At 43.0% G+C, this 25,454-nt stretch carries 21 protein-coding genes; 11 read left to right on the forward strand and 10 right to left on the reverse strand.

The features are described 5' to 3' along the window. The first annotated feature begins 17 nt into the window (after positions 1-17). The 9 genes from NBC122_RS07625 (at position 18) to NBC122_RS07665 (ending at position 10,348) form a co-directional block, all read left to right on the forward strand. The gene (locus NBC122_RS07625; protein ID WP_133439805.1) at positions 18-1,109 is read left to right on the forward strand and encodes an EpsG family protein; all 1,092 of its coding nucleotides are present in this window, start codon (positions 18-20) and stop codon (positions 1,107-1,109) included. Between the two features lie 34 nt (positions 1,110-1,143). After that, complete coding sequence (locus NBC122_RS07630) at positions 1,144-2,322, forward strand: glycosyltransferase family 4 protein (protein WP_133439806.1); 1,179 nt, start codon at positions 1,144-1,146, stop codon at positions 2,320-2,322. Beyond that, positions 2,316-3,344: a glycosyltransferase family 2 protein gene (locus NBC122_RS07635; protein ID WP_133439807.1), complete on the forward strand. Its 1,029-nt coding sequence runs from the start codon at positions 2,316-2,318 to the stop codon at positions 3,342-3,344. The genes NBC122_RS07630 and NBC122_RS07635 overlap by 7 nt, the downstream gene beginning before the upstream one ends. Continuing rightward, positions 3,341-4,459 (forward strand): glycosyltransferase family 1 protein, encoded by a 1,119-nt coding sequence (locus tag NBC122_RS07640; protein ID WP_133439808.1) that lies wholly within the window; start codon positions 3,341-3,343, stop codon positions 4,457-4,459. The genes NBC122_RS07635 and NBC122_RS07640 overlap by 4 nt, the downstream gene beginning before the upstream one ends. Then, on the forward strand, positions 4,456-5,352 hold the full coding sequence (locus NBC122_RS07645) for a glycosyltransferase family 2 protein (protein WP_133439809.1): 897 nt from the start codon (positions 4,456-4,458) through the stop codon (positions 5,350-5,352). The genes NBC122_RS07640 and NBC122_RS07645 overlap by 4 nt, the downstream gene beginning before the upstream one ends. A gap of 296 nt (positions 5,353-5,648) precedes the next feature. After that, positions 5,649-6,827, forward strand: a complete 1,179-nt coding sequence (locus tag NBC122_RS07650) for a glycosyltransferase family 4 protein (protein ID WP_246012283.1) — start codon at positions 5,649-5,651, stop codon at positions 6,825-6,827. Between the two features lie 284 nt (positions 6,828-7,111). After that, complete coding sequence (locus tag NBC122_RS07655) at positions 7,112-8,005, forward strand: glycosyltransferase family 2 protein (RefSeq protein WP_133439810.1); 894 nt, start codon at positions 7,112-7,114, stop codon at positions 8,003-8,005. Further along, positions 8,002-9,057: a glycosyltransferase gene (locus NBC122_RS07660; protein WP_133439811.1), complete on the forward strand. Its 1,056-nt coding sequence runs from the start codon at positions 8,002-8,004 to the stop codon at positions 9,055-9,057. Before NBC122_RS07655 ends, NBC122_RS07660 begins: the two co-directional genes overlap by 4 nt. A gap of 151 nt (positions 9,058-9,208) precedes the next feature. After that, entirely contained in the window at positions 9,209-10,348 is a 1,140-nt protein-coding gene (locus tag NBC122_RS07665; RefSeq protein WP_317127501.1) for a glycosyltransferase family 4 protein, read from the forward strand. Between the two features lie 161 nt (positions 10,349-10,509). On the opposite strand, the gene NBC122_RS07670 is transcribed toward NBC122_RS07665, so the two are convergent. The 8 genes from NBC122_RS07670 to NBC122_RS07705 all read right to left on the reverse strand — a co-directional run bounded on the left by NBC122_RS07670 (position 10,510) and on the right by NBC122_RS07705 (position 19,332). After that, positions 10,510-11,193: a hypothetical protein gene (locus NBC122_RS07670; protein WP_133439812.1), complete on the reverse strand. Its 684-nt coding sequence runs from the start codon at positions 11,191-11,193 to the stop codon at positions 10,510-10,512. A gap of 1,298 nt (positions 11,194-12,491) precedes the next feature. Then, positions 12,492-12,680: a hypothetical protein gene (locus NBC122_RS07675; RefSeq protein WP_133439813.1), complete on the reverse strand. Its 189-nt coding sequence runs from the start codon at positions 12,678-12,680 to the stop codon at positions 12,492-12,494. Further along, on the reverse strand, positions 12,677-12,895 hold the full coding sequence (locus NBC122_RS07680) for a hypothetical protein (protein WP_133439814.1): 219 nt from the start codon (positions 12,893-12,895) through the stop codon (positions 12,677-12,679). The genes NBC122_RS07675 and NBC122_RS07680 overlap by 4 nt, the downstream gene beginning before the upstream one ends. Continuing rightward, complete coding sequence (locus NBC122_RS07685; RefSeq protein WP_133439815.1) at positions 12,892-13,296, reverse strand: DUF5675 family protein; 405 nt, start codon at positions 13,294-13,296, stop codon at positions 12,892-12,894. The genes NBC122_RS07680 and NBC122_RS07685 overlap by 4 nt, the downstream gene beginning before the upstream one ends. Before the next feature lie 2 nt (positions 13,297-13,298). Further along, entirely contained in the window at positions 13,299-14,057 is a 759-nt protein-coding gene (locus NBC122_RS07690) for a hypothetical protein (protein ID WP_133439816.1), read from the reverse strand. Positions 14,058-16,178: 2,121 nt separating this feature from the next. Then, positions 16,179-16,382, reverse strand: a complete 204-nt coding sequence (locus tag NBC122_RS07695) for a hypothetical protein (protein ID WP_133439817.1) — start codon at positions 16,380-16,382, stop codon at positions 16,179-16,181. Positions 16,383-16,771: 389 nt separating this feature from the next. After that, positions 16,772-17,602 carry an RteC domain-containing protein gene (locus NBC122_RS07700; RefSeq protein WP_133439818.1) on the reverse strand — a complete coding sequence of 277 codons (831 nt, stop codon included), beginning with the start codon at positions 17,600-17,602 and terminating at the stop codon, positions 16,772-16,774. Between the two features lie 32 nt (positions 17,603-17,634). Beyond that, a complete protein-coding gene (locus tag NBC122_RS07705; protein WP_133439819.1) occupies positions 17,635-19,332 on the reverse strand; it encodes a helix-turn-helix domain-containing protein in 1,698 nt (565 codons plus the stop codon). 267 nt (positions 19,333-19,599) lie between these two features. On the opposite strand from NBC122_RS07705, the gene NBC122_RS07710 reads away from it, so the two are divergent. Together NBC122_RS07710 and NBC122_RS07720 are read left to right on the forward strand one after the other, a co-directional pair. Beyond that, the gene (locus tag NBC122_RS07710; RefSeq protein WP_133439820.1) at positions 19,600-19,818 is read left to right on the forward strand and encodes a hypothetical protein; all 219 of its coding nucleotides are present in this window, start codon (positions 19,600-19,602) and stop codon (positions 19,816-19,818) included. A 643-nt stretch (positions 19,819-20,461) separates the two neighbouring features. After that, the gene (locus NBC122_RS07720; protein ID WP_133439822.1) at positions 20,462-20,821 is read left to right on the forward strand and encodes a hypothetical protein; all 360 of its coding nucleotides are present in this window, start codon (positions 20,462-20,464) and stop codon (positions 20,819-20,821) included. A gap of 48 nt (positions 20,822-20,869) precedes the next feature. On the opposite strand, the gene NBC122_RS07725 is transcribed toward NBC122_RS07720, so the two are convergent. Together NBC122_RS07725 and NBC122_RS07730 are read right to left on the reverse strand one after the other, a co-directional pair. Continuing rightward, entirely contained in the window at positions 20,870-22,210 is a 1,341-nt protein-coding gene (locus NBC122_RS07725; protein ID WP_133439823.1) for a RagB/SusD family nutrient uptake outer membrane protein, read from the reverse strand. A 12-nt stretch (positions 22,211-22,222) separates the two neighbouring features. Further along, positions 22,223-25,420: a SusC/RagA family TonB-linked outer membrane protein gene (locus NBC122_RS07730; protein ID WP_133439824.1), complete on the reverse strand. Its 3,198-nt coding sequence runs from the start codon at positions 25,418-25,420 to the stop codon at positions 22,223-22,225. Positions 25,421-25,454 lie beyond the last annotated feature (34 nt).

A 25,454-nucleotide genomic window follows, 5' to 3' on the forward strand; every position in this document is an offset into this window, starting at 1 on the left:
ACCTAACACCTGACCCCTTGTTCGACTGGATCCCCGCAGCATCTTATACCGCTATTCACTATCACGTATTGCTCGTCATTGCATTACTGATTACTTTTCATGCAATAATTTTTGATGTCAAAGATGAACAGAGCATCAACTTTTTTTATTCTTTTGGCTATATAGTGGTGGTTACTTTGATTTTCTATATGGGGTTGCGGCAAGTTAATACCGGTTATTTTGGGGATACCATTAACTACTCAAGAGGTTATGATTTGTTGCAGCAGGGAGTTGACGTTAAAATAAAAAGCGACTATCTGTTTAACTACTTAATGAGGTTTTGCAGTGGTTTTATGGATGTTCACAGCTTTTTCTTACTGGTCGATATTCTATATATAATACCCTGTTTTTTATTTTCACAGAAATATTTCGGCCGCTACTGGTTTTTCGCCATGTTTATGTTTATCTGCTCCTATTCTTTCTGGACCTATGGGACCAATGGATTACGAAATGGCTTGGCAACTTCATTTTTTATCATGGGTCTGTATTGTTACGGTAAGAAATACTGGATGTACTTTTGGTTTGTTTTAGGCTATTTCATGCATGCTTCCCTCGTTATTCCTATCGCAGCATTTGTTGTTTCTGGATTCTATAAAAATCCTAAAATTTACATTTATATTTGGCTGTTAGCGATTCCTTTGTCGTTGGTGGGAGGTAGTTCCTGGTCAACTTTAATGGCAGGTTTAGGGTTTGAAGACCGAACCGCGGGTTATTTGACCAATTCTGACGAAAGTATGAATCAGTTTTCCCAGACCGGTTTTCGTTGGGATTTTCTGGTCTATAGTGGCTCAGCCGTGTTTGCAGGTGCCTATTTTATTTTTAAAAAGAAAATCACCGACCCTTTCTATATTCATGTTTTTGGGATTTACTGTATTGCGAACGCTTTCTGGATTCTAGTCATTACGGCCGCATTTAGTAATCGTTTTGCCTATCTCTCCTGGTTCCTCATGCCGGTCATTTTTGCCTATCCCATGTTCCGCTATAAAATGTGGCAGGATCAGTACAAAGTTTTTGGCGGGATATTATTCGCTTATTTTATGTTTACCTATTTTATGAATGTCATTAAATAGTTATCGAGGGAAATAATAGTTTTATCAGAAGATTATGAAAATCGTATATTGCTTGAACAGTATCAGAGGTATAGGTGGTATCGAAAGAGTTACCCTCATTAAAGCGAATGCGCTTTCAGAAATAGAAGGCAATCAGATCTTTGTCGTAGTGACTGATGATAATCACGGAAACTATTGTGATACTATCAGTAAGAAAGTTGATTTTATTAATTTGAATATTAATTATTATGATAATGATTGGCAGCCTGGTTTATCTGCGAAATTATCTCAAATTCGAAAAAGGGGACTGCATAAAAAATTACTTAGGGAAGTGTTAAATAAGATTCAACCCGACATTGTAATCGCCGTAGGGCAGTCTGAAAAGTTTTTTTGTAGAAAAGGATTGGTTAAGACTTCATATCCTGTCTATATCCGTGAGTTGCATTTTGCAACCAATTATAGAGAAAGTTTGGCGCAGAATGGAAAGGCAAAAATGATTGGGAGAATCCTTTCTTTTATAGATTTTGGCATACTTTGTAGATTTTACTATGATATTGTAGTTTGCCTAACACCAGAAGATTTAAATAAAAATTGGAGAGGACGAAAGAATGTAGCCTCGATGCCAAATCCTTTAACAATTTCCCGACCGGCAAATAAGGAGAACAGTTTTGAAAGTAATAGTTCTGCAAAAAAAATAGTAGCTATAGGAAGGTTAAGTTACCAAAAGAATTTTGAGTCCCTCATCAGATCTTTCGCACTGATTTCTTCATCAAATCCTGAATGGATTTTAGAGATTTATGGTGAAGGTGATGACAGAAAAAATCTAGAATCGGTCATTTCATCTCTAAACCTTTATGGTATTGTGAAATTAATGGGTGCCACCTCCGATGTAGCTTCGGTATTATCTTCAGCTTCCTTTTTTGTGTTGAGTTCTCGGTTAGAAGGGTTTCCTTTGGTTTTACTGGAAGCGATGGTACACAAATTACCGGTCATTTCATATAATTGTGATTTCGGACCCTCATTTATTATCGAAAATGGGATCAATGGGTTTTTAGTTCCACTCAATGACGAACAAAAGTTAGCTTCTAAAATGCAATTACTAATCGATGACCCTATTTTATTGGCTCGAATGGGGGAAAATGCACATAAACGGGCAGAGTCTTTTTCTCCTGATATTATTGCAGATAATTGGATGGATTTATTTCATAATCTTATTGCTAAAAAGAAATGCTGAAAATATCATTAATCATTCCCTGCTATAATGTGGACCAATATATTTCGCAATGTTTGGGGAGTGTTTTGGCGCAAACCTATCCTCATTTAGAAATCATTTGTGTGAATGATGGCTCTACGGACGGAACTTTTACTATTTTAGAGCAATTTACTGATCAGGACCGCAGGATTACAATCATTACTCAGGAAAATAGCGGTATTGCTGAGGCAAGAAATGCAGGATTAAATGTAGCGACAGGAGATTATATTGCCTTTGTTGATGCTGACGACTGGTTAGAGACCGATGCATTTGAGAAAGTTTTAAAAGACTGCTCTGAGGATATGATCTGTTTTTCGTATTACCGTAATTTCGCGCACGGACAGTTGACCAAAGATTTGGGGTTGGAAGGGATGTTCGATTCAGGTTATATCCAGAGACGGATTATTGGCCTTGTTGATGAGGAAATGGAAGATATAAACTCGTTTGACGCATTAATTACGTGTTGGGGGAAGCTGTATAAAAAGGAAACTGTCGCAGGAATCCGCTTTAAAGATCTGAAGCATTTTGGAACATGGGAAGACGGTATTTTTAATATAGAGGTATTAGAGAAAGCGCGTAAAGTGCGGGTGATCAACAAACCATTATATCACTATCGAAAGCCACTGCAAAGCACCTACACCACAAATTATAAACCCGAACTGTATCTAAAATGGAAGAATAAATTTGAGTGGATTCGTTTGTTCATCCTGGTGCATGATAAACCTGAAATTTTTGAGGAGGCATTGCGCAACCGGATCAGCGTTACCACACTTAATCTGGCATTCAATGAGATGAACAGCAGTCAATCTTTCGGAGAGAAAAAAGCAAATATTAAAAAAATTCTTAGTGATCCACTCTACGTCAATGCATTTGGGTTTTTCGCGATCAATGATATCCCGGTCATCTGGAGGATTTTCTATTACTTTGCAAAGACTGAAAATGCTTTTGCGGTAACGCTGATGGCAGATCTGATTTACCGTTACATTAACAGAAAAAATAAATGAAACCCCTAAAAGTCCTTCAGGTTTTCACCGTCCTTAACCGCGGCGGCGCTGAAACCAATCTGATGAATTACTACCGTCAGATGGATAGGGAACGGGTACATTTTGATTTTTTAGTCCACCGGCAGGAAGAGGGTGCTTACGAACAGGAAATAAAAAAAATGGGGGGTGAGATTTTCCGGTTGCCCGCTCTTCATCCTACTAGGATTAAACAGTATAAAGTCGCGGTTAGTAAGTTTTTTGATGAGAATCCCGGTTATCAGATCATTCATGGTCAATGCTCCGAATTGGGCATCTTTATTTACCGGGAAGCGAAGAAAAGAAAGATCCCTGTGATTATTGCTCATGCGCATAATTCTAAGATGGATTGGGATCAGAAAGCGCTGTTCCGGATGTTGTGGAAACACGGCATGCGAAAATACATCAATACCTACTTTAGCTGTGGACAGGAGGCTGCGAAATGGCTCTTCGGTAAAAAGCTTGCAACTAAGGCTTATCAGATGAATAACGCTGTTAATACGGATGATTTTGTCTTCAACCCCTCTTTGCGGGAACGGATGCGTTTAAAACTGCATACAGAAAATAGCTTTAATGTAGTCCATGTCGGCCGTTTCAATATTCAAAAGAACCACTGTTTTTTAATCGATATTTTCTCTGAAATCATAAAAATTAATCCGCAAAGTAAATTGTTTTTAGTGGGTGAAGGGGAGCTTAAAAAAGAAATAGAAACCAAAATCGATCAATTGAATCTCACCGAAAAAGTTGAATTTCTAGGTCTGCGCAGTGATGTTGCTGATCTTTTGCAGGCGATGGATGTATTTGTATTTCCTTCCCGGTTTGAAGGATTACCCGTAGCATTGGTTGAGGCGCAAACGTCTGGGATCCTCTGCGCTGTTTCTAATGCCATCCCCCGGGAGGCCGTCTTGGTGCCGGATATTGTCGAGGTATGTTCGCTGCAGGATTCAGCAAAATACTGGGCTGAAAAGATGATAAAGAGACATCTTACTTTCATCCGGACTGATGTTTCGCACCACATCACTAAGGTGGGGTATGATATAAAAACCAATGCCTCACAGTTGGAGCAGAAATATAGTGATCTAATCGACCAGTTTTCATGAAAGCACTGACCATCTTTACACCATCTTATAACCGTGCGCATCTTCTGCCGCGGATCTATACCTGTTTGAAAGACCAGACCTGTCAGGATTTTATCTGGTTAATCGTAGATGACGGTTCCGTAGATGATACCCGGCAGGTTGTCGCTGCTTTTATTCAGGAAGATACAATAGAAATACAATATATTGCTCAGGAAAACCAGGGAATGCATGGGGCACACAATACCGCCTATGAAAATATCATTACTCCACTGAACACCTGTATTGACTCGGATGATTATCTACCAACCGATGCTGTCGAGAAAATTCTCCGCAAATGGGAAACGGTTGAGCATAAAGAAAAATACAGTGGGCTGGTGGGCTTGGATGCTGATCTGAAAGGAAACCTCATCGGCTCCCCGTTTCGCACCGAAACCACCACACTGGAAGATTTTTACCTTCAGGGCGGTACCGGTGATAAAAAATTAGTGTACCGCACAGCAGTGATGCAACAGTATCCTCCGTACCCCCTATTTCCAGGGGAGAAGTACGTAGGGCTAGGCTATAAATACCAACTCGCAGATCAGGATTTTGAATTGGTCACTTTAAATGAAATTTTAGTGTTGGTCGATTATCAGCCGGGCGGTTCTTCCAATAATATGTTTCGCCAGTATTATAACAATCCACGTGGTTTCGCTTTTATCAGAAAGCAGGGGATGGTCTTGTCAAAGTCACCGGTCAAGCGGTTTAAAGATGCGGTTCATTATGTTTCCAGCAGTCTGCTGTCCGGAAACAGGAAATTCATTGCAGAATCCCCACGCAAAGCAATGACTGTTTTGGCCTTTCCGTTAGGTTTGGTGCTCTACGCAATCGTACTCTTTAAAAACAGAAAGGTGATTAACAGCAATGAGCTTTAGGTGTACTTTGCATAGGTGAGGCTAAGTTCATTTTATTTAATACATTCTGCTTTTTGAAAGCCTAAGTTCTTGTTACCATAAACCACCCCGACCCTTCGGGTCACCCCTCCAGAGGAGGGGAATAGGGCTTTCGCCTTTTTTTTGGCTTCGCCTATTGCGTCGCACATTGTGGCTCTCCAACAAAGTTCCCATTGACCATTGACCCGTTCACTGCGTCACTCAATCGGTGACCCCAACAAAAATCCCCCCGTTGAAAGAAATATTTTATCTTTGCTCTAATAAGCATCTATCAACCATTGAAAAAGCTCTTCCGCATTTCCACCATTCCGATGTCCCTGAATCTCTTATTGAAGGGACAGTTGCGTTATTTGAATCAGTTTTATGAAGTGACAGCCATCTCCGGGGCGGGCAGTGATTTGGAGGAAGTCAAAGAAAGAGAAGGCGTGAAAGTAGAAGCCGTTGAGATGTCAAGAGAGATTTCTATTCTAAAAGACCTCGTGGCGCTCGTTCAGCTTTACCGCCTTTTCAAAAAAGAAAAACCCGATATCGTGCATTCCATTACGCCGAAAGCCGGTTTGCTGTCGATGATGGCGGCAAGGCTTGCAGGCGTTCCTGTGAGGATGCACACCTTCACCGGGCTCATTTTTCCCTATAAAAAAGGACTGTTGAAATTCATTTTAATCTGGATGGACCGCCTCCTGGCCAACAGTGCGACCCATATTTATCCCGAAGGAAAAGGCGTACAGGAAGATCTGGAACGCTACCGCATCTCGCGCAAACCGCTGAAAATATTAGCCCATGGAAATGTGAATGGCATCGACACCTCCTATTTTAATCCCGAAACTATTGCAGAGAGCGGTCAGGAGAACTTGCGGCGCCAGCTTGGGCTGTCTGAGGAAGATTTCGTCTTTATCTTTGTTGGCCGTTTGGTAAGGGATAAAGGCATCAACGAGCTCGTCGCGGCTTTCAAAAACCTCGCTTCGACTCCGCTCAGCGACCACGCTTCCGATGCACTTCGTTCTCTCAAATTATTGCTCGTCGGTCCCCTTGAACAGGAGCTCGATCCTCTGGAGCCTGGGACTTTAAAGGAGATAGAAACCAACCCCCATATTATTTCGGTAGGATTCCAGACAGAGGTACGACCATATTTTGCCCTCAGCGACGCTTTGGTTTTCCCTAGCTACCGCGAAGGTTTCCCCAATGTCGTTTTACAGAGTTTAGCCATGGAACTGCCCGCCATCGTCACCGATATCAATGGCTGCAACGAGATCATCACCCCTGGTGAAAACGGACTCATCATTCCTGTCAAAAATACCGAAGCCCTGCAAACCGCCATGGAAGCATTATACACGGATACCAGCCTTTATCAGTCTTTAAAAAATAAAACCCGCAAAAGTATCTTTCTTTATGAGCAAAAAGCGGTTTGGGAAGCGCTGGTGGTGGAGTATCGGTTGGTGGAGGGGGTGAACGTGTGAACGTGTGAACGTGTGAACGTGTGAACGTGTGAACGTGTGAATGAGGTGAATGAGGTGAATGGTGTCAATGGTGAATGGTGAATGATGACTGCCACCATTTGCGAAGCAAGAGGCGAAGCCAAAAAGGCGAAGCCCTATTCCCCTCCTCTGGAGGGGTGACCCGAAGGGGCGGGGTGGTAAAACAAACAAACAGGTTCTCCATGTAAAAGTCAGCTAAAAGATATAACTAAGCATGATTAAAAGTAAATATGAATAATAATCCCTGTTTCTGACACGAACCGTACATGAAAAAACTCACCGTTTTCACGCCTACTTACAACCGCGCCTATTGTCTCGGTGACTTATACGAGAGTCTCTGCAGACAGACGTCTGGCGACTTCCTCTGGTTGGTGATTGACGACGGCTCTAGTGATGGCACAGCCGCTTTGGTGGCGGAATGGATGGAAGAGGGTAAAATAGAAATCCGCTATCATTACAAAGAAAACGGCGGCATGCATACCGGTTATAATGCGGCTTATGAGCTGATTGATACCGAACTGAACATGTGTATGGATTCTGATGACTATTGTCCGGATAATGCTGTAGAACTCATTGTTGATTGTTGGGAGAAATTGGGTTCTGACCAGTATGCCGGTATTCTTGCTTTAGACTGTCTAAAAAACGGTGAAGTGATTGGGGATCGGTTTCCCGAGGATTTAAAGGAAACGACTGTCGGAGACTTTTATTGGATTCATCGCTTAAAAGGAGATAAGAAATTAATTTACAGAACAGCGGTAGTCAAAAAGTATGAACGGTATCCGGAGTTTCAGGGCGAGAAATTTGTACCTATTTTCTGCATGCCCTTTAGGATCGATCAGGATTACAAAATGCTTACGCTGAATGAGGTGGTCTGTATTGTTGATTATCGGGAAGATGGTTCCACGAAGAATATTGTACAGTCTTATTTTAAAAATGCAAAAGGTTTTAATTATGCAAGAACAGTAAGAATGCGCTATTCTCCCTCCTTCAGAGACCGTTTCAGAAATGCCATCCATTATGTCTCCGGAAGTATCATTGCTAAAAATAAAAACTTTGTTTTCGAGTCTCCAAAAAGGATGATGACTTTTTTCGCTGTTCCTTTTGGGGTGGTGCTTTATGCGTATTTACAATATCTGATCCGTAAAAAGAAGAAGCGATGAAAGTGCTTTTTTTGACCAAATATAGCGCGCTGGGTGCCAGCAGCAGGCTGAGAACCTTTCAGTATTTGCCCTTTTATAGAGAAGCGGGTATTGAATGTATCGTTGAGCCCTTTTTTAATGATTCCTATTTAGAGCGTCTTTACAATGGTAAGGGAATTCACTTACTTGTTTTTTCTTTTTACCTGAAAAGACTTCTCGTTCTTTTAAGCATTTTGAAATATGATAAGATTTATATAGAAAAAGAAATTTTCCCCTATTTGCCTCCGTTTGCGGAATGGATCCTCTTTCTTTTAAAGAAAAAATATATTGTGGACTATGATGACGCCATCTTTCACAATTATGACCGGAATAAAAATGTAATCGTCAGAATCTTCCTTAAAAATAAAATCGACTCCGTCATGAAATATGCGGAGGTCGTCATCGCAGGAAATGCCTATTTGGCTCAACGGGCCACCGATGCTGGTGCAAAACATACCGAAATAATTCCTACGGTAGTCGATCTGAAAAGATATACCGTAAGAAGCGAAAAAAAGGAAGATGTATTCGTGATCGGCTGGATCGGTACTAAATCTACTTTTGAAAAACATCTGCTATCGATTAAGGACTGGTTGATTAAGGCACAGCAACTTTTGAACGTGGAGCTGCATGTGATTGGAATTACCAAAACAGAGGTGTTTTTGGGTGATCATGTAAAACTGATCCCCTGGACAGAAAATACTGAAGTGGCTCATCTATCCAAGTTTGATGTAGGCATCATGCCTCTGAGGGATTCGCCTTGGGAAAGAGGAAAATGTGCCTATAAAATCATCCAGTATTTTGCGGTGGGAATCCCCGTCATTGCTTCGGATGTAGGAATGAATGCGGAAGTATGTATCAATGGAGAAACCGGTTTTTTAGCCAATACGGAGGAGGGATTTCTCGGTGCACTGAAATTTTTGATCACTCATGAAGATACCCGTAAAGAAATGGGAATGAAGGGGCGGAAAGTTGTTGAAAAAACATTTAATGTAGAGGCTACTTCGAAAATTTTAACTAATATTATCCTGAATTAGTAAATAATCAACATAACTGCTATATTCGTGTGGAACTGATAAATTACTCCGTCTAAAATGGTATTGAAGATCCGAAATGATGAAAAAACTGATCCGCATTACGACCATTCCTCTTTCCCTGGACAAGCTTCTGGGGGAGCAGCTGACGTATATGAATCAGTTTTATGAAGTCACCGCCGTTTCTGCGGATGAAAAGGAACTCGAAAGGGTGGCTGCGAAGTATGGCGTCCAACACCACCATGTGGAAATGACGCGTACCATTTCTCCGCTGAGAGATATTGCAGCAGTCTGGCGGCTCTATCGTTTTCTGCGTCAGCAAAAGCCCCATATCGTGCACAGTCATACCCCGAAAGCCGGCATTGTCGGCATGATGGCTGCGTGGCTGGCCGGTGTTCCGCACCGCCTGCATACGGTTGCCGGTTTGCCCCTTCTCGAAAGGGGAGGCTCGAAAAGAACCTTACTGAATCACATCGAAAAACTCACGTGCCGGCTGGCGACGCAAGTCTATCCCAATTCTTTTGAACTTCAGAAAATCATCATGCGGGCCCAATTCTGTGCGCCCCATAAAATGAAGGTCATCGGGCAGGGAAGCAGCAACGGCATCGATACCGACCATTTCAGCCCGGCCCAAATTACCGCTGACGAGCAGCAAAACCTGCGAGCCGAACTGGGGCTTTCTCCGGACGATTTTGTTTTCATCTTCGTAGGAAGGCTGGTTTGCGATAAAGGGATTAATGAATTGGTTGCGGCTTTCAAAAATGTCGCTTCGGCCCGTTTCGGCTTCGCTCAACGACCGGTGCCCGATGACCAGAGTTTGAGGCCGATTGGCGGAAATGTAAAGCTCTTATTGGTTGGCCCTTTAGAGCAGGACCTCGATCCTTTGCGTGCAGAAACTTTAAGTGACATAGAATCGAATCCCGATATTATTTCTGTCGGTTTTCAGGAAGAGGTGCGGCCTTATTTTGCAGTCAGCAATGCGTTGGTGTTCCCGAGCTACCGGGAAGGTTTTCCCAATGTGGTTCTTCAGAGTTTAGCCATGGGATTGCCTGCAATCGTTACCGACATCAACGGCTGCAATGAAATGGTCCGCAATGGATTTAATGGTCTTGTGGTTCCGCCAAAAAATGAAACTGCCCTTCAAAATGCGATGGAACAGCTTTTCAGTGATCCGACTTTGTATGATGAGCTGAAAAGCAATGCCCAAAAGAGTGTGTTGCCTTATGAGCAAATCGCAGTTTGGGAAGCGCTTTTGGAGGAGTATAGGGGTTTGGAGGCGTTACCGGAAATCTGATGATTGTGAGGAGAGACCACCCCGGCATTTCACCTGCGGTGAAGCGCCGCCCCTCCAGGGGTGGGAATAGGGTGAGTGAATATGAAGAAAGTGGGAAAAAATTCCCACTTTCTTTTTTATTTTATCCTCACCGGTTTGCGGGTGTGGAATGTGATGTCTGGTTAGAGGCTTTCCTCCGCGGCTTGCTTTTCCGGTGATTCCTCAGCTTTTTCCAGAACGACTCCCTGCAGGGAATCTTTGCCTGCAATAAATACAAAGAAGCTGTATCCTTTTTTTGCGCGGAACTTTTTTTTGATGACGACCGGTTTTTTCTGATCGGCGGGAGTCAGGCGGTAATCGTGACGGCGGAAGTCTCCAGTGATTAGGTTGATCTGCAGTTCCGTCAGGGAAGCTTCTGTGCGGCAGGGGTTCATTACGACTTCAATTTCTACGCCCCTAAGTACGGCGTTTAAAATTTTCGGAAACTTTCTGCGGTGCTGATGAAATATGAAACGGTTAAAAAGTGCTTTTCCTTCGGCAGTCTCCAGCCCTCCGACAGGGGTTCTGCTGCCCACGGGCGCCGGATCGCAGTTTTTAATCTGAAAGAGCAGGGCATTAACCTGTTGGGAAAGGTACCGTTCGCCCAAATTCCCAAACTCCTGCTCCAATGCCTTGCGCAGGTGTTTGGATGTCAAAGCTGCGGTGCCGAATTCTGTGGCGTAGAGGGCATTTTTTTTCATGCCTTCTGTTTTGGGTCCTTTGTGAGGAGTGGGGAGGCTGCGCCGCATCTGTTTGCCGTTTCGTACATAGTATACGTAGTCTCCGAGTTTTCCGTGCCAGTTGCCGTTGATGTCTACTTTTGCCATTTTTTTTGTTTTTTAAGGGTTAGATTGTTGTTTTTTGTAATAGTGATTTTTTGATTATGAGTTCTTTTGCTTCCTCTTCTTTGTTATTTTAAATGGGTCAGCGAAGTATTTTTAATGGTTTGTGTTATTCTTTTACTTTTTGTCTTAACACAAAAAGTAACAAAAAAGTCAAGACTGGATCTTTTTGCTAAAAAATGAAGATTTCTTCTAAGAAAATCCCCAAACTCGGGCGGAAACAAGATTTGTTATCGATTAAAGTTATTTGCCGCCACTCGAACAGTGGGGATTTTTAGGTGGTATGCTCGTTTGAAAACTGGATGGGAAGAAATCTTCATTTTTCTTTACGCAAAAATCTCCTAAGTCGTTTTAAATTCAGGTTTCGTTGAAAAATCAAATTCACTCCCTTTTTTATGCTGAGCTAAGTCGAAGTAAGGGTTGGGGCAAATGAGTTTGGTTTTTCTTTATTCTTTTACTTTTTGTCTTGACACAAAAAGTAACAAAAAGGTCAAGACTGGATCTTTTTGCCTCATCCCTTTTTTTTGTTTTTAATGGAATCGGCGAACCTCCTTCGTCGGTTTGCTAAAAAATGAAGATTTCTTCTAAGAAAATCCCCAAACTCGGGCGGAAACAAGATTTGTTATCGATTAAAAGTTATTGCCGCCCTCGAACAGTGGGGATTTTTAGGTGGTATGCTCGTTTGGAGACTGGATGGGAAGAAATCTTCATTTTTTTTAACGCAAAAATCTCCTAAGTCGATTCCTAACTCAAATACATTGCTAGGAAGAACGACGTGGCAAACCGTCAATGATAATTCCCATAATCGTAATCCAATTTCTTTTTTTTACGTTCTTTTGTCTTGAAACAAAAGAACCAAAAGTTCAAGACTGGATCTTTTTGCCTCACCGATTTCTATTGTTTTTAATGGAATCGGCGAACCTCCTTCGTCGGTTTGCTAAAAAATGAAGATTTCTTCCAAGAAAATCCCCAAACTTGCGCGGGAACAAAGTGCCGCTTCGGAACGAGATTATGGCCGCGCTTCGGACAAAGGGGATTTTTAGGCATTATGTTCGTTTAAAGATTTGGATGGGAAGAAATCTTCATTTTTTTTAACGCAAAAATCTCCTAAGTCGGGGGTTTAGTGCCGACAGTCCATATGGTGTAATCGTGATGTAGCGATGTCTTTTCGATCATTGTAATTTGGGTAATTGTTGCCATTTTTTTGTTTGTTATAAGTGTTTGTTTTTTTGTGGGTGTTTTAATAAAAGCCTCCCCGGAGGGAGGCTGGTTCCGTTTTGGGTTTATTTGAATTTCTTTCTGAAACGGATCAGGAGAAATTTGACGGCGAGGGTGAAGAGGTAACTCGAGACTCCTCCGAGGCCTGCCAAAACAATGGTTTTGAGGACTTCCCCGCTTTCAATCTGCATCAGGACAATGAGTGCCATGCCACTGAAGGCACTGATGCGCTGTGAACTGTCGAAGTACATCATGGCTGTCCTTCGCTGTTTACGGCCGTCTGGCTGATGGCACTTGCAATCGCGCCCGCAATGGCCAGATAGCCGGCTGCCGTGATGAGCACCGCCGGCAGAGCGACCGGTGCCGTGAGTACCGCTCCGCTTATGGCGGTGAGCAGGAGGCCTGCATTTCTGATTTTGCGGAAGAACCGTGGCGTGGGTTCCTGCATTCTCTGAATGATGTTTTTCATTTTTCAGCGTTTTTTATGGTTAGCGTTATTTGGCGTCCATTATCCATTAGCGGATAAAGGAGTTCTTTCATTCTTTGCAAAGCAGCCCTGGAGGCGCTGCCTTTTCCTTCACCGGTATGCTCTGTGACCGGTGCGATGCATCCCCTGAGTTCTTTGCCGGCATCATTGGCGGTATGGAAGAGGATGTACTTCCTGTCTTTCACCTCCATGACTTCAAAATGGGATTTGAATTTTGGGCTACAGCGTTTGCGCAGTCTGTAGTTTCCCTGCGGAATGCATGAAACCCGCGGCTGGTTGTTCTTCCAGGGGAGTTCAACCGTTTTGCAGAGTTCCGTCCCGTTGAAGAGCAGGATCCCGTTGGTTCCTTTGGGATAGCATGTTCTGATCAACTGAAGTTCCATGGTTATGGGGTACCGGAAACGTTGACAATCTGCAGGGCATTATACGCCCCGTTTTTCAGCTCGTAAAAAGTACCGTTGACTTCCTGATAGAAATTGATTCCGAACACCAGAAATAGCGGGTTGACTGAATTTTCCGGCAGGTTGTTGTTCAGCTGGACCGCCGTGGTCAGTACCGTATCAATGGGTAGCATGGGTGTTGCATTCTTTTCGGAAGCAAATGTTCCGTTTTCGAAATTGATGTCCATTGCGGCAGCCACGAGTTTGTAATGGGTGCTCCCTGCGGGTGCTCCGAGGCTTTCCGTGGGGATGAACGGTTCAATTTCAACCACCGCATCGCCGGTAACCCGGTCTAAAGTGGCGGTAAACGGTGCGGAGATTGAATGCTCCAATTTGCCGTGGATATTGAATTCGAATCCCAGCAGCAATTCCGCCTCTCCATCGATGACATTCCGCAAACCGCGCGGATTGACCGCATCCAGCTGGATGACTTTGATCATCTCTTTGGTCAATCTACTGACCATTCTCCGGTCTGCCGAAGTTCTGAGCAGACTCTGAATAGAGGCCCGCAGTACTTTACCTGCTTTACCTGCTCTTCCGAATTCTGCCATATTTTCCCGGGTTCTCTGGAATCTGGGATCGTTCTGCATCCGTTCTGCGGTGATTCCGCCTTTTTCTCTGGCCATGTAGCCGTCTTTGGTACGGTAGAAGGTGATGTCCCCCATGGTACCTTTCAATTTAATAATACCTTTTTGTCTTGCCATTTTGTTTGTTTTTAAAAATTAATAATCAGATGTTGAGGTACATCCGTTAAAACCTGTTGTGATCACGGGGCAAAATTTGGTATAAAATTCATGCAAAGCAAGTGTTCATGCCGGTTGCGCCGTTTTTAGCCGATAACGCCGTTTATTTCCGGAATGGGGTGGATTATGCCGGATTTGCCGAAAAGTGCTGTTTGTTCCGGTTTCTACGTGGGCGTTGTCATGAACTACTCATGAACTATCCATGAAGTATCCATGAAGCATCCATGAAGCATCTATGAAGCATCTATGGGGCAGCTTCGAAAAATAGGTGGAGAGGGTGTGGAATGGTGGGGTTGTGGGGTTGTGAACTAGTGAACTAGTGAACATGTGAACGTGTGAACTGGTGGTTGCGCCACTGAGCTTTGCGTTGATTTTGGTTTTTTGGCAAATAGGGTCAGTTGCTTGCCACTTGAACAGTGGGGGTTTATTTTTTACTTTTTGTCTTGACACAAAAAGTAACAAAAAAGTCAAGACTGGATCTTTTTGCTAAAAAATGAAGGTTTCTTCTTAGAAAATCCCCAAACTCGGGCGGAAACGAGATTTGTTATCGATTAAAAGTTTTTGCCGCCCTCGAACAGTGGGGATTTTTAGGCGGTATGCTCGTTTGAAAACTGGATGGGAAGAAATCTTCATTTTTTTTAACGCAAAAATTTCCTAAGTCGTTTTTAAATCCAAGTTTTGTTGAAAAATCAAATTAAGTCCCTTTTTTATGCTGAGCGAAGCCGAAGTAAGGGTTGGGGGCAAATGAGTTTGATTTTTCTTTATTCTTTACTTTTTGTCTTGACACAAAAAGTAACAAAAAAGTCAAGACTGGATCTTTTTGCTAAAAAATGAAGGTTTCTTCTTAGAAAATCCCCAAACTCTGGCGGAAACGAGATTTGTTATCGATTAAAAGTTTTTGCCGCCCTCGAACAGTGGGGATTTTTAGGCGGTATGTTCGTTTGGAGACTGGATGGGAAGAAATCTTCATTTGCCTCCTCTTTTTTTATTTTTTAATGGAATCGGCGAACCTCTTCGAGGTTTTTCTTAACGCAAAAATCTCCTAAGTCGCTCTCAAACTAAAAACAGTTTTTCAATAAAAGGCTGCGTCATTGCGGGCGTAGGGAAACAACCTGCTGATGATGGTTTCCGTAGCAAGAGCATCTTTTTTTTAAGTTCTTTTGTCTTGAAACAAAAGAACCAAAAGTTCAAGACTGGATCTTTTTGCTAAAAAATGAAGATTTCTTCTTAGAAAATCCCCAAACTCGGGCGGAAACGAGATTTGTTATCGATTAAAGTTATTGCCGCCCTCGAACAATGGGGATTTTTAGGTGGTATGCTCGTTTAAATACTGGATGGGAAGAAATCTTCATTTTTTTTAACGCAAAAATCTCCTAAGTCGTTTTTAAATCCAAGTTTTGTTGAAAAATCAAATTCACTCCCTTTAGGGTTGGGGCAAATGAATTTGATTTTTTTTAACGCAAAAATCTCCTAAATTGGGGTTTAGTGCCAGCTGGGGAAGTCGGAGGCTTCGGAGAGCGGAATAGCACGTATTCAAAACCTTTTGATCGGGGTATACAACCGATGCCTGAGGCTCCCGAAGGCGGAGGATCCGTAAAGTCCTATTATAACTTTGCATTTTTTACTGAGCGAATGGTGGCTTCGAGAGCCTCAGCCACCGCGGGGAGAGCCTCAGCCACCGGGCTTCGAGAGCCTCAGCCACCGAGGAGCTCACCGTATTCAAAACCTTTTGATCGCGGTATGCAACCGATGCCTGAGGCTCCCGAAGGCGGAGAATCCGCAAAGCCCTATTATAACTTTGCATTTTTTACTGAGCGATTGGTGGCTTCGAGAGCCTCAGCCACCGCGGGGAGCGCACCGTATTCAAAACCTTTTGATCGGGGTATACAACCGATGCCTGAGGCTCCCGAAGGCGGAGGATCCGTAAAGTCCTATTATAAATTTGCATTTTTTACTGAGCGATTGGTGGCTTCGAGAGCCTCAGCCACCGGGGAGCGCACCGTATTCAAAACCTTTTGATCGAGGTACGCAACCGATGCCTGAGGCTCCCGAAGGCGGAGGATCCGTAAAGCCAGTGGTGATTCAGTTGATGATGAGGTGTTGGATGGATTCGTGAGGGATTCCCATGTAGGTGCAGAATTCTGCCACTGTGAGGACCTGGTGTGGTTCTTTGTTGAGTGATTTTTTGATGGTGTGTATGAGGTCGCGGCTGTATCTTTCGCTTTTTCCGGTGATGCACTGCACGTCTTTGGTGTAAATGCAGAGGCGCGGGATTCTGGGTTTCATGGCTGGTGGTTTTGTTTGATTCACAAAGTTTATCAAACAGAATGGAACCTATTCCGTAGAAATACGATAGTATGGATTTTTAGTTATTAACATTCAGCAAATGGCGGGAAAAACCACCCCGTCAGTCGGGCAAGCCCACCTGCTCCAAAGGAGGGGAATAAACCCGTCTCTTTTACAGGGTACTTTAATAAAACAAAAGGCAGCATGGGTCTCATCATACCAATAAACCCCTTAAAAAAAGAGACGCTTATTCCCCTCCCCTGGAGGGGCGGCGCTTCACCGCAGGTGAAACGCCGGGGTGGTCTCTCCCGCGCATACCTCTTTTTCCCTTCACACCCTGCCGACGTCACCCCGCATGATCTTCTTACAGGGCAATACCATCATCTTTTTCAAGATAGGCAGTAAGGTTTTCGCTGAGCTGCTTTAAGAATGGGGTTGGACTTTCTGTTTCTGATTTCTGCAATGGTGTTGTGGTAATTTCCCAGATCTACGCTGAGTGCTTCTTCAAACCATTTCACGGTTTCGGAGAGCGAAGTGTTGCCGCCGTTGAAACAGTGGGTGTGATGGAGGGCAAATACCAGTTCGGTGAGGGCAACTTTGGGAGCGGTCCATTGCAAACCGCTGGTTGCATAAGAGGGTTCGCCGGGTGGCGTTTCTTTAAGCTGCTGCAACTGCTTTTTCAGAAAAAGTTCGTATTGGTCATGCGCCAGAATGGTGGCGATAAGATGGTCATGGGAAGTGGAAAAACGTTCATCATAATTGTGAAAATCGGGTGCCAGTTTAACATCGAGGTCGTATTTGAAACGCATGAAATATTTAAGATCGAGATAGGTGGCTTTGCGGCGGTAATAGCTGATGAATTCCGTGTTTTCGAGAAAAAAATAGTGTATTTTTTCAAATTCCTGTTCATACAGTTTCTTTTTGTATTTAATGCCCGAACCGGGTGTGGCAGAGAGCAGGGCAACCACCTTGCTGAAATAGATGTATTTTGCAATGAATAGGGGTTTTAATTTTTTAAAGAAAGTGATTTCGTTTTCCCAGCAGTCGAAATCGTGCTTGATGACCCATGATTTGATGGTGCGGATGGCTTCATCGGTTTCCATTAATGCATACTGTATGAATTCCAGCTGGTTGGTTTTTTCAGTTTTCAGGTTCTTAATTTGAGTTTCCAGACCGGTGAACAACTCTTTCGTTTTTTCAATCAATAATTTTGACTCCATAGGATTAATTGCTTCAAACAGTGCAGCTTAAATTAGTTAAGGTTCAGTTCTTTATTTCTTTGGCGGATAAAATCGCCCGGCGTAATTCCGTTGATTTCATGAAATAGCCGCGAAAGCTGCTGACGTGATCTCAGTCCACATGCCTGAGCAAGTGCTTCATTGTCCATACGGAGGTAGAGGGTGTCTGTATCGGAATTCATTAAGGTAGTGATGTACTGAATACGCAGATGTGCCAGATAGGTTCTGAAATTCATTTTTTTGTACTCATTGATCACGTAGGAGAGGTGATTTTTGGTAATTCCCAGCTGCGGTCCCAGCGTTGCCATGGTAACGTCTGGATCGAGAAATCCGTGCCGGTCTTCAAATGACTGAAGCTTCTGCAGCACTTCCCCCACGATCTCCATGCTGTATTCCATCTTGCGTGGCAAATCACTTATTGGGGATGCTGTTTCGACGTCTTGCTGTACAGATTGAAGTCTTAACTGAAGTTTTTGGTAGGCGGCTGTATTTCTTTTCTCCCGTATATATGCTCTGATCAGGAACGACAAAAGTGCGGCACTGACGATTAAAGAAAAAATAACGATTCCATCTCCGACGGCCTTCGCCTTCAAAAGTTTTTCCTTTTCAGCATGTAAGGCTTTGACATCATACTCGCGGAAGATCCGAGAAGACAGATAAGGTAACTCTGCCTGCAGAATGCTGTCGGATTTCAGCAACTGCCCAATATAATAGGTGGCTTCTTCGGGCTTTTCGGCAGGGTCTGTTTTTTTAAACAGCAGTTCATAAGTTGAATGTACCTCGGGTACTGCTAATTTATTTTTTCTAAAAAGGGAATCGACCTTTTGGAGGTAGGCGGTGCCCGTGTGGCTGTCATTCATTTTAAAAAAGGAATTGCCGATGTAGTACCAGGCAACCGCCAACATTCCTTCATCTTTTTTTTCGCTCATCAGTTGGGTAGCTGCCATCAGGGTGTCGATTGCCTCGCGGTACCGGTGGTTCCGGAAGCTGGCAATGCCTTTTTCTTTTAGAAAATACCCTTTTTCCTGTGCAAACTGTGGATTTGTCAGATAGGGTTCAGCGGATTTGAGCAGGCTGTCCACTTTATTGTATTTTCCTAAATGGCGGTAACTGATGGTCATCTGATGGGTGCTGTTCAGATAACCTCTGGTATTGTTGTAGCGTACGGCTGAATGTTTTGCAGATTTGAGTTGGTGTGCGAAAAAGTTACTGCATTCCTTGAAAAAAGGAATCGCCTGCTGGTAGTAGCCGAGATAATTCCTTACGACTCCAATATGGTATTTTACTTTATGAATTAAATAGCTGTCGCCGGCTTCTTCTGCATATTCAGCGGCGAACAGATATTCATGCAGTGCCTTGTCGTACATTCTGTAGTTAAAATAATAAACGATGCCTCTTCCAAGGTAAGCTTTGCTGATTAATGCCGGATCTTTCGTGCGGGTTGCAGCTGCTATTGCACTATCAGCATATTTTAATTTGGCAGCATTCTGTGGGGAATAATAAACAGCATCTTCGTATGCATACATTAAATGTTTGAAATTTTGGTTTTTTTTACCCAAGGCGATGTTTTTACGGACTGAAGGCAGTGCCCGTGCGTCATTTTCAGTGAGATTCTCGTAGGTTTCCTGAATGAGGGTATATTGGATTACACTATTCTGCGCAGTGCATACTGAGCCTATAAGGATCCATAAAAGAAGAATGTTTCTACCCATGTCCCCGCTTTTTAAGGTCCAACACCGTGGGCTTTCCGCGGTACTTCACTCATTCAGCATTTTCTGGCAATGAAAACAAATATATACCAAAGTACTGAAATGAACAAAATGCATGACGGGAATGGAGTCGCAGGATATCTTTTGTGACACCTCAAACGTCTTCTGTTACACCAAACCTTTTTTTTAATCACTATGCGCAAGTAATTTTGGGACAGAATTCTATAACAAAAATAAACCGGCGCCGGGATCACTTTTAAATTTATTTACATGAAAAAGTCTATCTCAATTTTAAGTTTTGTTTTATTATTCAGCTCTCTTTCCTGTCGCAGCGTAACCGATGAATTAGGCCTCCCGGAAATTCAGCAGATGGAGACTGTCTCCTCAGCGTATTTTAAAAGGGATTCCATTTCCAGTTCCCAATCGGCAGGTGGCAAAGATGATGAGCCACCAAGAAAAGATCTTCAGCAATGGAGACAGCAACCCTGATGATGGTTGGAAAGGAGCAATTACCGCTACAAGCAAAGAAGGAAGTGACAAGCCTAATGGCTTCAAGTGGGGAACGGTGTCCCTGCAGTGGGGAATGGGAGATTGTAGGTACCGTGACCACCACGGCTGTACTTGCAAAAGGGACAGTAATGCCGGAGTATTATGGGAAGAAGGTGGTCTGGATGCTGGTGAGATGTGGATAGAATGGATTAATAAGTAAGATATCTTGTGGTAGCAATTTATCTTTAAAACACGCTTCCAAAAATTAATTTAACGGGCTAAGTGACGGCTTATTTTTCTGAAACCAAGTGCTTTGTAAAGGAAAAATAAAGTCTACAAGGAATTAAATAAAACCTGTTCAGCTGTAAATAATATGCTGCTCAGCGAATATCACTAATTGTTTAACTTTTAAAATCGGCCGGCCGAAAGCCGCCTGAACCGGGGAGGCTCCCTCTAAAAAGCCAAAGTGTATGATGTATTTATTAATCAATCAGGATCTGATTATAAAATCAAGAATAAAGAGATGCTTTGGTATAACAAGCTTGCGTAGCTATAGGTACACTCAATTTAATATCATCTTTTTTTTCGGGAATGAAGCAGATCTCTAAATTTTTTATGGTAATCTTTTTTATCAAAAGACATTATGAAAACAATAAAGTTTTTTAAAGCAAATATCCTGCAGATTGCAGGATTGATTGCAATCGTTTTGACCTTATCTTTCACGTTTGCCCCTGGCAAAACTGAAAATCGTGACAAGCCAGAAAAAGTTGAAACCGTCGACACTGTTTACCACTACATAAGCAGTGATATGACTTCAGGAGCTTTTGCTGAACCGGCGAACTGGAGTACCACCGATGCAAATGGAGAATGTGGTGAGCCAGATCCTATCAGACCTTGTCAAATCACAGTTCCCGCGGGCAGCACTCTAAGCAGTGTTTTAAGCGGAAAAAACAACAATGCGGTGCTGGCAATATCTCAGGGATATAAATCCAATCCGGAATAGTTTGTCAAAACAGAGCTGTCTCAGCATTTTGCTGAGACAGTTTTGTTTTTATCTTGGGTTCTGTGGTATTCCGGTCATTTTAATGATATCTTCAGGTATCGCAATGGCAAACCTGAGATCATTGGGAGGTAGGGTGTAAATGATCCCATTAAGAGTTCTTGTCAGACCAATTCCGGCTCCTTTCTTATTATACCTTTTAATGTCTGCCCACCGAAGACCTCTGAATATCAGTTCTTTCCTTCTTTCACTCTGGATCTTTACGAGGGCATCCGCTGCATTATTTATAGTCAGCGGAATATAAGTTCCTGTTTTCCAGCGGGTGACAAGCAACGAGTTTAGCCATGATATTGCTTCAGATGGTTTGTTGAGGCGGGCATAGGATTCTGCCACAGTCAGATAGAGTTCGTCAATAGCAATGGGGTTTTTTCTGGTGGAACTTCCGCTGTAATTTCCTCTGAACAGAAATGTTCCATCTGTATTGATCCTGAAGAAAATACTTTTTCTTAAATCATTCGCCTCATAACTCTGGTAAATTTCCTGAGGGATTTTTGCGTTGGTAACCGTTAGAAATGGGGAGTAGGCAGTGCCTGTAGGCAACAGAACTTCAACATTCATGTTTGGAATCGGGTAGGAAGCATTTGCGTTCAGGCTATTAAAATTCATCAGCTGCTTATTGACAGCCAGTGCCTGTAATCCATATTTTAATGCGTTTTCATAATCTCCCATAAAAAGATAAGCTCTTGCCAGATAGCCTAATGCAGTTACTTTTGAAGGTCTTGAAGAGGCAATCTGCTGCTGAGGTAAAAGGGGTGCCGCAGCATGAAGATCGGAAAGAATCTGGTTATACGTCTGTTTTAAAGTTGACCTTACCGAAGGGATATTCATGTCAGGGTCAATACGCAGCGGTAAACCTAAATCCTGATCAACGGTGGAAGGATCATAAGCAAGACACCATATCTGAGCGGCTTCCAGATAGACAGAAGCCCTAAATACTAAAGCCTGTCCTCTGACATTGTCGGCATTTGGTATTTTATAATGATCAAGATTGAAAAGCACTGTATTGAAAATGTTTATTTTGGCATAACTGTTTTCCCAGTCGTTACCACTTGCAAGTGAGACATAATCCGGCTGCCACAGGTGTAATCTTTTTTCCGGTTCATTAGGCATTGTATTGAAGGCCGATTCGGAAATGTAGATATCATCTGCTGATATTTCATTAGAAGTGGCATTGAGCCCCAACACATAAGTACGGTCCAATATCGCCTGATTGTCTTCAAGCGTCTGTGGAATTGCGAGCAGCGAATCTGATTTTTCATTCAGGAAACGGTCACACGCACTGATAGTCAGCAAAACTGACAATGACGAAAAGAGTAGGACTATTTTTTTCATAACTATTGATTATTAAAATTTAACACGGAGCCCGAAACTATAGGTTACTGTGGGCTTTAAAGATTCACTTCCAAAAGCATAATCAGGATCCAGGCGCTGTTTATTTGCGCTCCAGATGACCCCGATATTATTGACAGAACCAAAGAATACCAGACTCTTCAAAGGAATATTCATCCATGAGGCATTAGGTTCAAAATTAAGGTTGATGTACTGTAAACGGATATGGTCTCCCTTTTCCACCAATACTTCAGAACCAAGATAGAACAGGTCCCTGGACGAATTGGCGGTGTAAAGGTTGGACGGAATATTGGTGTGCTGTTCATCACCGGGATGCTGCCAGCGCTGTGCATAATCACTGTGTCCTGAACGGCTGTTGATCAGATTGGTGTAACTGATGGAACTTCTCCTGAACCAATATCCAAATTTGTAGGTGATGCCAACATCCATGCTTATATTTTTAAAAGATAAGGTATTGATGAAAGACCCATACGTTGTAGGCAAGGCAGAACCAAAATACTTCAGATCTTCAATTCCTTTGTCTGATCCTGTCATTGCAGTGTAATTTTTGCTGATTTCACCATTGAGATATCCCCGTGGATCTCCTGTTGCAGGATCGAGACCTGCCCAGCGGTAGGCAAAAACAGAATATACGGGCAAGCCGGTGATGCCTGCGATAGGAACGGCCTTTCCTGATGAAGAGACGAATGCGGACGCAAAGGTGTTAGGATTATAGTATTCGGTGACTTTGTCTCTGTACCTGCTAAAGTTTAACAGGGAGTTCCATTGGAAACTTCCGCCTTTGATATTCTGGGTGTTGATCTGAACATCCCATCCATCTCCTTTAATACCGGCAACATTCATCAGCATAGAGGTAATACCGGTGGTATAATCCAGCGGCGCATTTCCGAACAGGTTGCTGCCTTTTTTTCTGAACCATTCTGCAGATCCGGTTACCCTACCTTTCCAAAGGGTAAAGTCTACGCCAATGTTTGTGACTGCCAGTGTTTCCCAACGGAGATCAGGATTGTAAAACTGGTCTATTCTTGCCGTGCCGGTTCCCGTATATACCGAATTAGAACTGTCGTAGATAATGGTCGTTACGGCTGCCATAGAAGGGTCAATATTACCGCTGAAACCGTAAGAACTCCTTAGTTTGAGGGTATTGATCCACCTGCTGTGAAAGAAGTTTTCATTTGTAATATTCCACGCAGCACCCACGGACCAGAAAGGATTCCACTGGTCGTTGGTTTTCAGTCCGAAAAGATTGCTTCCGTCACGCCGGATACTTCCGGATACGGTATATCTGCTGTCATAAGTGTACGCTGCATTGGCAAAAAGAGAGGCAAATCTTATATTTTTACTGCGCATTGACTCCCCTCTGAAAATATAATCACTTCCTCCTGTCATCAAAAGAGGATAAGTCTTCGTAAAATCCACCGCTCCGGAGGATCTGTTGAGCGGGTTATATCCGTAATATCTCTCATTCTCAATATTTGATTGGTTTTCACGCGTTTCACTACCTGCGATGGCTGTCAGGTTATGTCTGTTCCAGATACGGTTATAATTGAGTTGGCCCCGAATATTATGGACCACAGATGTTAAATGGTAAGCATCCAGAATTCCTCCTTTGGGAACAATAAAGGTGATACTATTTCCGTTCTGCTGTGCAAAATTATTGATATAATTCCTTGCATAGTAACTCTTTTCATTATTCAGCGTTTCTGTATGATCCTGTCCGGTTTGATATTGGTATTTTACTTCTGCATCCAGACCGGTTATTATTTTATACTTTACACTTCCGTTCAGGATCAACTCGGTATTGTCGGTATCAGATTTGCTGTTCATCCAGTCGGTCAAAGGATAATAATTCCAGTCCAGAAGTCCTGTCACTCCGAGTGAGTTTTTATAATCCTGATTATATACATAAGGCATTACTACGGGGTTTCCGATGTCATCGGCAAAACGAAGGTAAGGAACACGCCAGTTTCCATTCATGGAAATACTTCCGTAGCCATTTTTCCCGCTTTTCTGATTAATCCGGGTAAAGTAAGCACCCATTGCCATCGTGATTCTGTCAGAAACTTTCCAGTTATTGCTCAAACGGAAATTTATTCTTTTGTAAGACTGTCCCAGATTTCCGGTATTGTCATCGTAGCCGAGCGCGGATGTCCAGTTCATTATGGAACTGCCCCCCGAGAGGTTCAATGCATACTGATGATTTTCCATTGGCTGGTACATGTATGTTCGGTATTGGTCTCTGATATCGGCAGACCGCAGGCGGTCTATCATCTCATTGGCTTGACTCGGGGTGAGGAGGCCTTTTTTTTCCTTATTAAGAAGGTCTACCACAGGGGTAAGAACCGGATGAAGCGGAGAACTGATGTCGCTGTCATAAAAACCCTTAGTGAACAGTGATTTTTCAACATCAATAAAATCAGAGCTAGACATCTGTCGGATGTAATTTAAATCGGGTTTTCCGCTTAATGTTGTAGTCATGCTGAAATCTGCCGAAAGCGGCTGGCTGAATTTCCCCTTTTTGGTGGTAATGACAATCACTCCGTTCGCAGCTCTTGCTCCCCATATACTCGCTGCGGAAGCATCTTTCAGTATGGTGATGTTTTCAACAATTTCAGGATTGATATTGCTCAGATCACCCTCATAGGGGAAATCGTCAACCACAATCAGTGGATCTTTCGGCCCTCGGATGGTGCTGAGCCCGCGAACCGAAAGTTGTGGTTCGCCGTCAATACCTCTGCTTACCAGGAGGCCGTTCCCCACCGCATCCAGCCGGTCCATTATATTGGTCGTCACTTGCTGATTGAGCAGTTTGTTGTCTATTGTAGAGAAAGAACCTGTGGCTCTTTCTTTTGGAATTTTCTGGTAACCTGTAGTCAGCTGGATTCCTTCGATGTTTTGCACCCCTGAAATCATCAATATTTTTAACGGCTCGGTCAGCGGAAGGCTTACTTCCGTTGCGGAAGCTTCATAGTTTTTCCCTGATACAGTAATCACCGTTTCGGGAGAGGAAAGAGAAAGAATGAATTTTCCATGGCTGTCGGTCACGGAAGCCGCAGCTGAATGTTTTGCAGAAACGGTTATTCCCGACAATGGTTTTAGTGTTTTGTCGTCCAATACTTCCCCTGCTACTGTATATTGTGCATATACGGAAGAGCAGGCAACCAGACCTATAAATGCAATGATTTTATTCATAATCTAATATTTTGGGTTAATTTTAGTAAGCAAT

Source organism: Chryseobacterium salivictor (genome assembly GCF_004359195.1).
GTDB lineage: Bacteria > Bacteroidota > Bacteroidia > Flavobacteriales > Weeksellaceae > Kaistella > Kaistella salivictor.

Bases quoted from the DNA above. Each gene is read 5' to 3' on its own strand.
- NBC122_RS07630 (WP_133439806.1), top strand. From the start codon at position 1,144: ATGAAAATCGTATATTGCTTGAACAGTATCAGAGGTATAGGTGGTATC.
- NBC122_RS07635 (WP_133439807.1), top strand. From the start codon at position 2,316: ATGCTGAAAATATCATTAATCATTCCCTGCTATAATGTGGACCAATAT.
- NBC122_RS07640 (WP_133439808.1), top strand. From the start codon at position 3,341: ATGAAACCCCTAAAAGTCCTTCAGGTTTTCACCGTCCTTAACCGCGGC.
- NBC122_RS07645 (WP_133439809.1), top strand. From the start codon at position 4,456: ATGAAAGCACTGACCATCTTTACACCATCTTATAACCGTGCGCATCTT.
- NBC122_RS07655 (WP_133439810.1), top strand. From the start codon at position 7,112: ATGAAAAAACTCACCGTTTTCACGCCTACTTACAACCGCGCCTATTGT.
- NBC122_RS07660 (WP_133439811.1), top strand. From the start codon at position 8,002: ATGAAAGTGCTTTTTTTGACCAAATATAGCGCGCTGGGTGCCAGCAGC.
- NBC122_RS07665 (WP_317127501.1), top strand. From the start codon at position 9,209: ATGAATCAGTTTTATGAAGTCACCGCCGTTTCTGCGGATGAAAAGGAA.
- NBC122_RS07670 (WP_133439812.1), bottom strand. From the start codon at position 11,193: ATGGCAAAAGTAGACATCAACGGCAACTGGCACGGAAAACTCGGAGAC.
- NBC122_RS07675 (WP_133439813.1), bottom strand. From the start codon at position 12,680: ATGATGTACTTCGACAGTTCACAGCGCATCAGTGCCTTCAGTGGCATG.
- NBC122_RS07680 (WP_133439814.1), bottom strand. From the start codon at position 12,895: ATGAAAAACATCATTCAGAGAATGCAGGAACCCACGCCACGGTTCTTC.
- NBC122_RS07685 (WP_133439815.1), bottom strand. From the start codon at position 13,296: ATGGAACTTCAGTTGATCAGAACATGCTATCCCAAAGGAACCAACGGG.
- NBC122_RS07690 (WP_133439816.1), bottom strand. From the start codon at position 14,057: ATGGCAAGACAAAAAGGTATTATTAAATTGAAAGGTACCATGGGGGAC.
- NBC122_RS07695 (WP_133439817.1), bottom strand. From the start codon at position 16,382: ATGAAACCCAGAATCCCGCGCCTCTGCATTTACACCAAAGACGTGCAG.
- NBC122_RS07700 (WP_133439818.1), bottom strand. From the start codon at position 17,602: ATGGAGTCAAAATTATTGATTGAAAAAACGAAAGAGTTGTTCACCGGT.
- NBC122_RS07705 (WP_133439819.1), bottom strand. From the start codon at position 19,332: ATGGGTAGAAACATTCTTCTTTTATGGATCCTTATAGGCTCAGTATGC.
- NBC122_RS07710 (WP_133439820.1), top strand. From the start codon at position 19,600: ATGAAAAAGTCTATCTCAATTTTAAGTTTTGTTTTATTATTCAGCTCT.
- NBC122_RS07720 (WP_133439822.1), top strand. From the start codon at position 20,462: ATGAAAACAATAAAGTTTTTTAAAGCAAATATCCTGCAGATTGCAGGA.
- NBC122_RS07725 (WP_133439823.1), bottom strand. From the start codon at position 22,210: ATGAAAAAAATAGTCCTACTCTTTTCGTCATTGTCAGTTTTGCTGACT.
- NBC122_RS07730 (WP_133439824.1), bottom strand. From the start codon at position 25,420: ATGAATAAAATCATTGCATTTATAGGTCTGGTTGCCTGCTCTTCCGTA.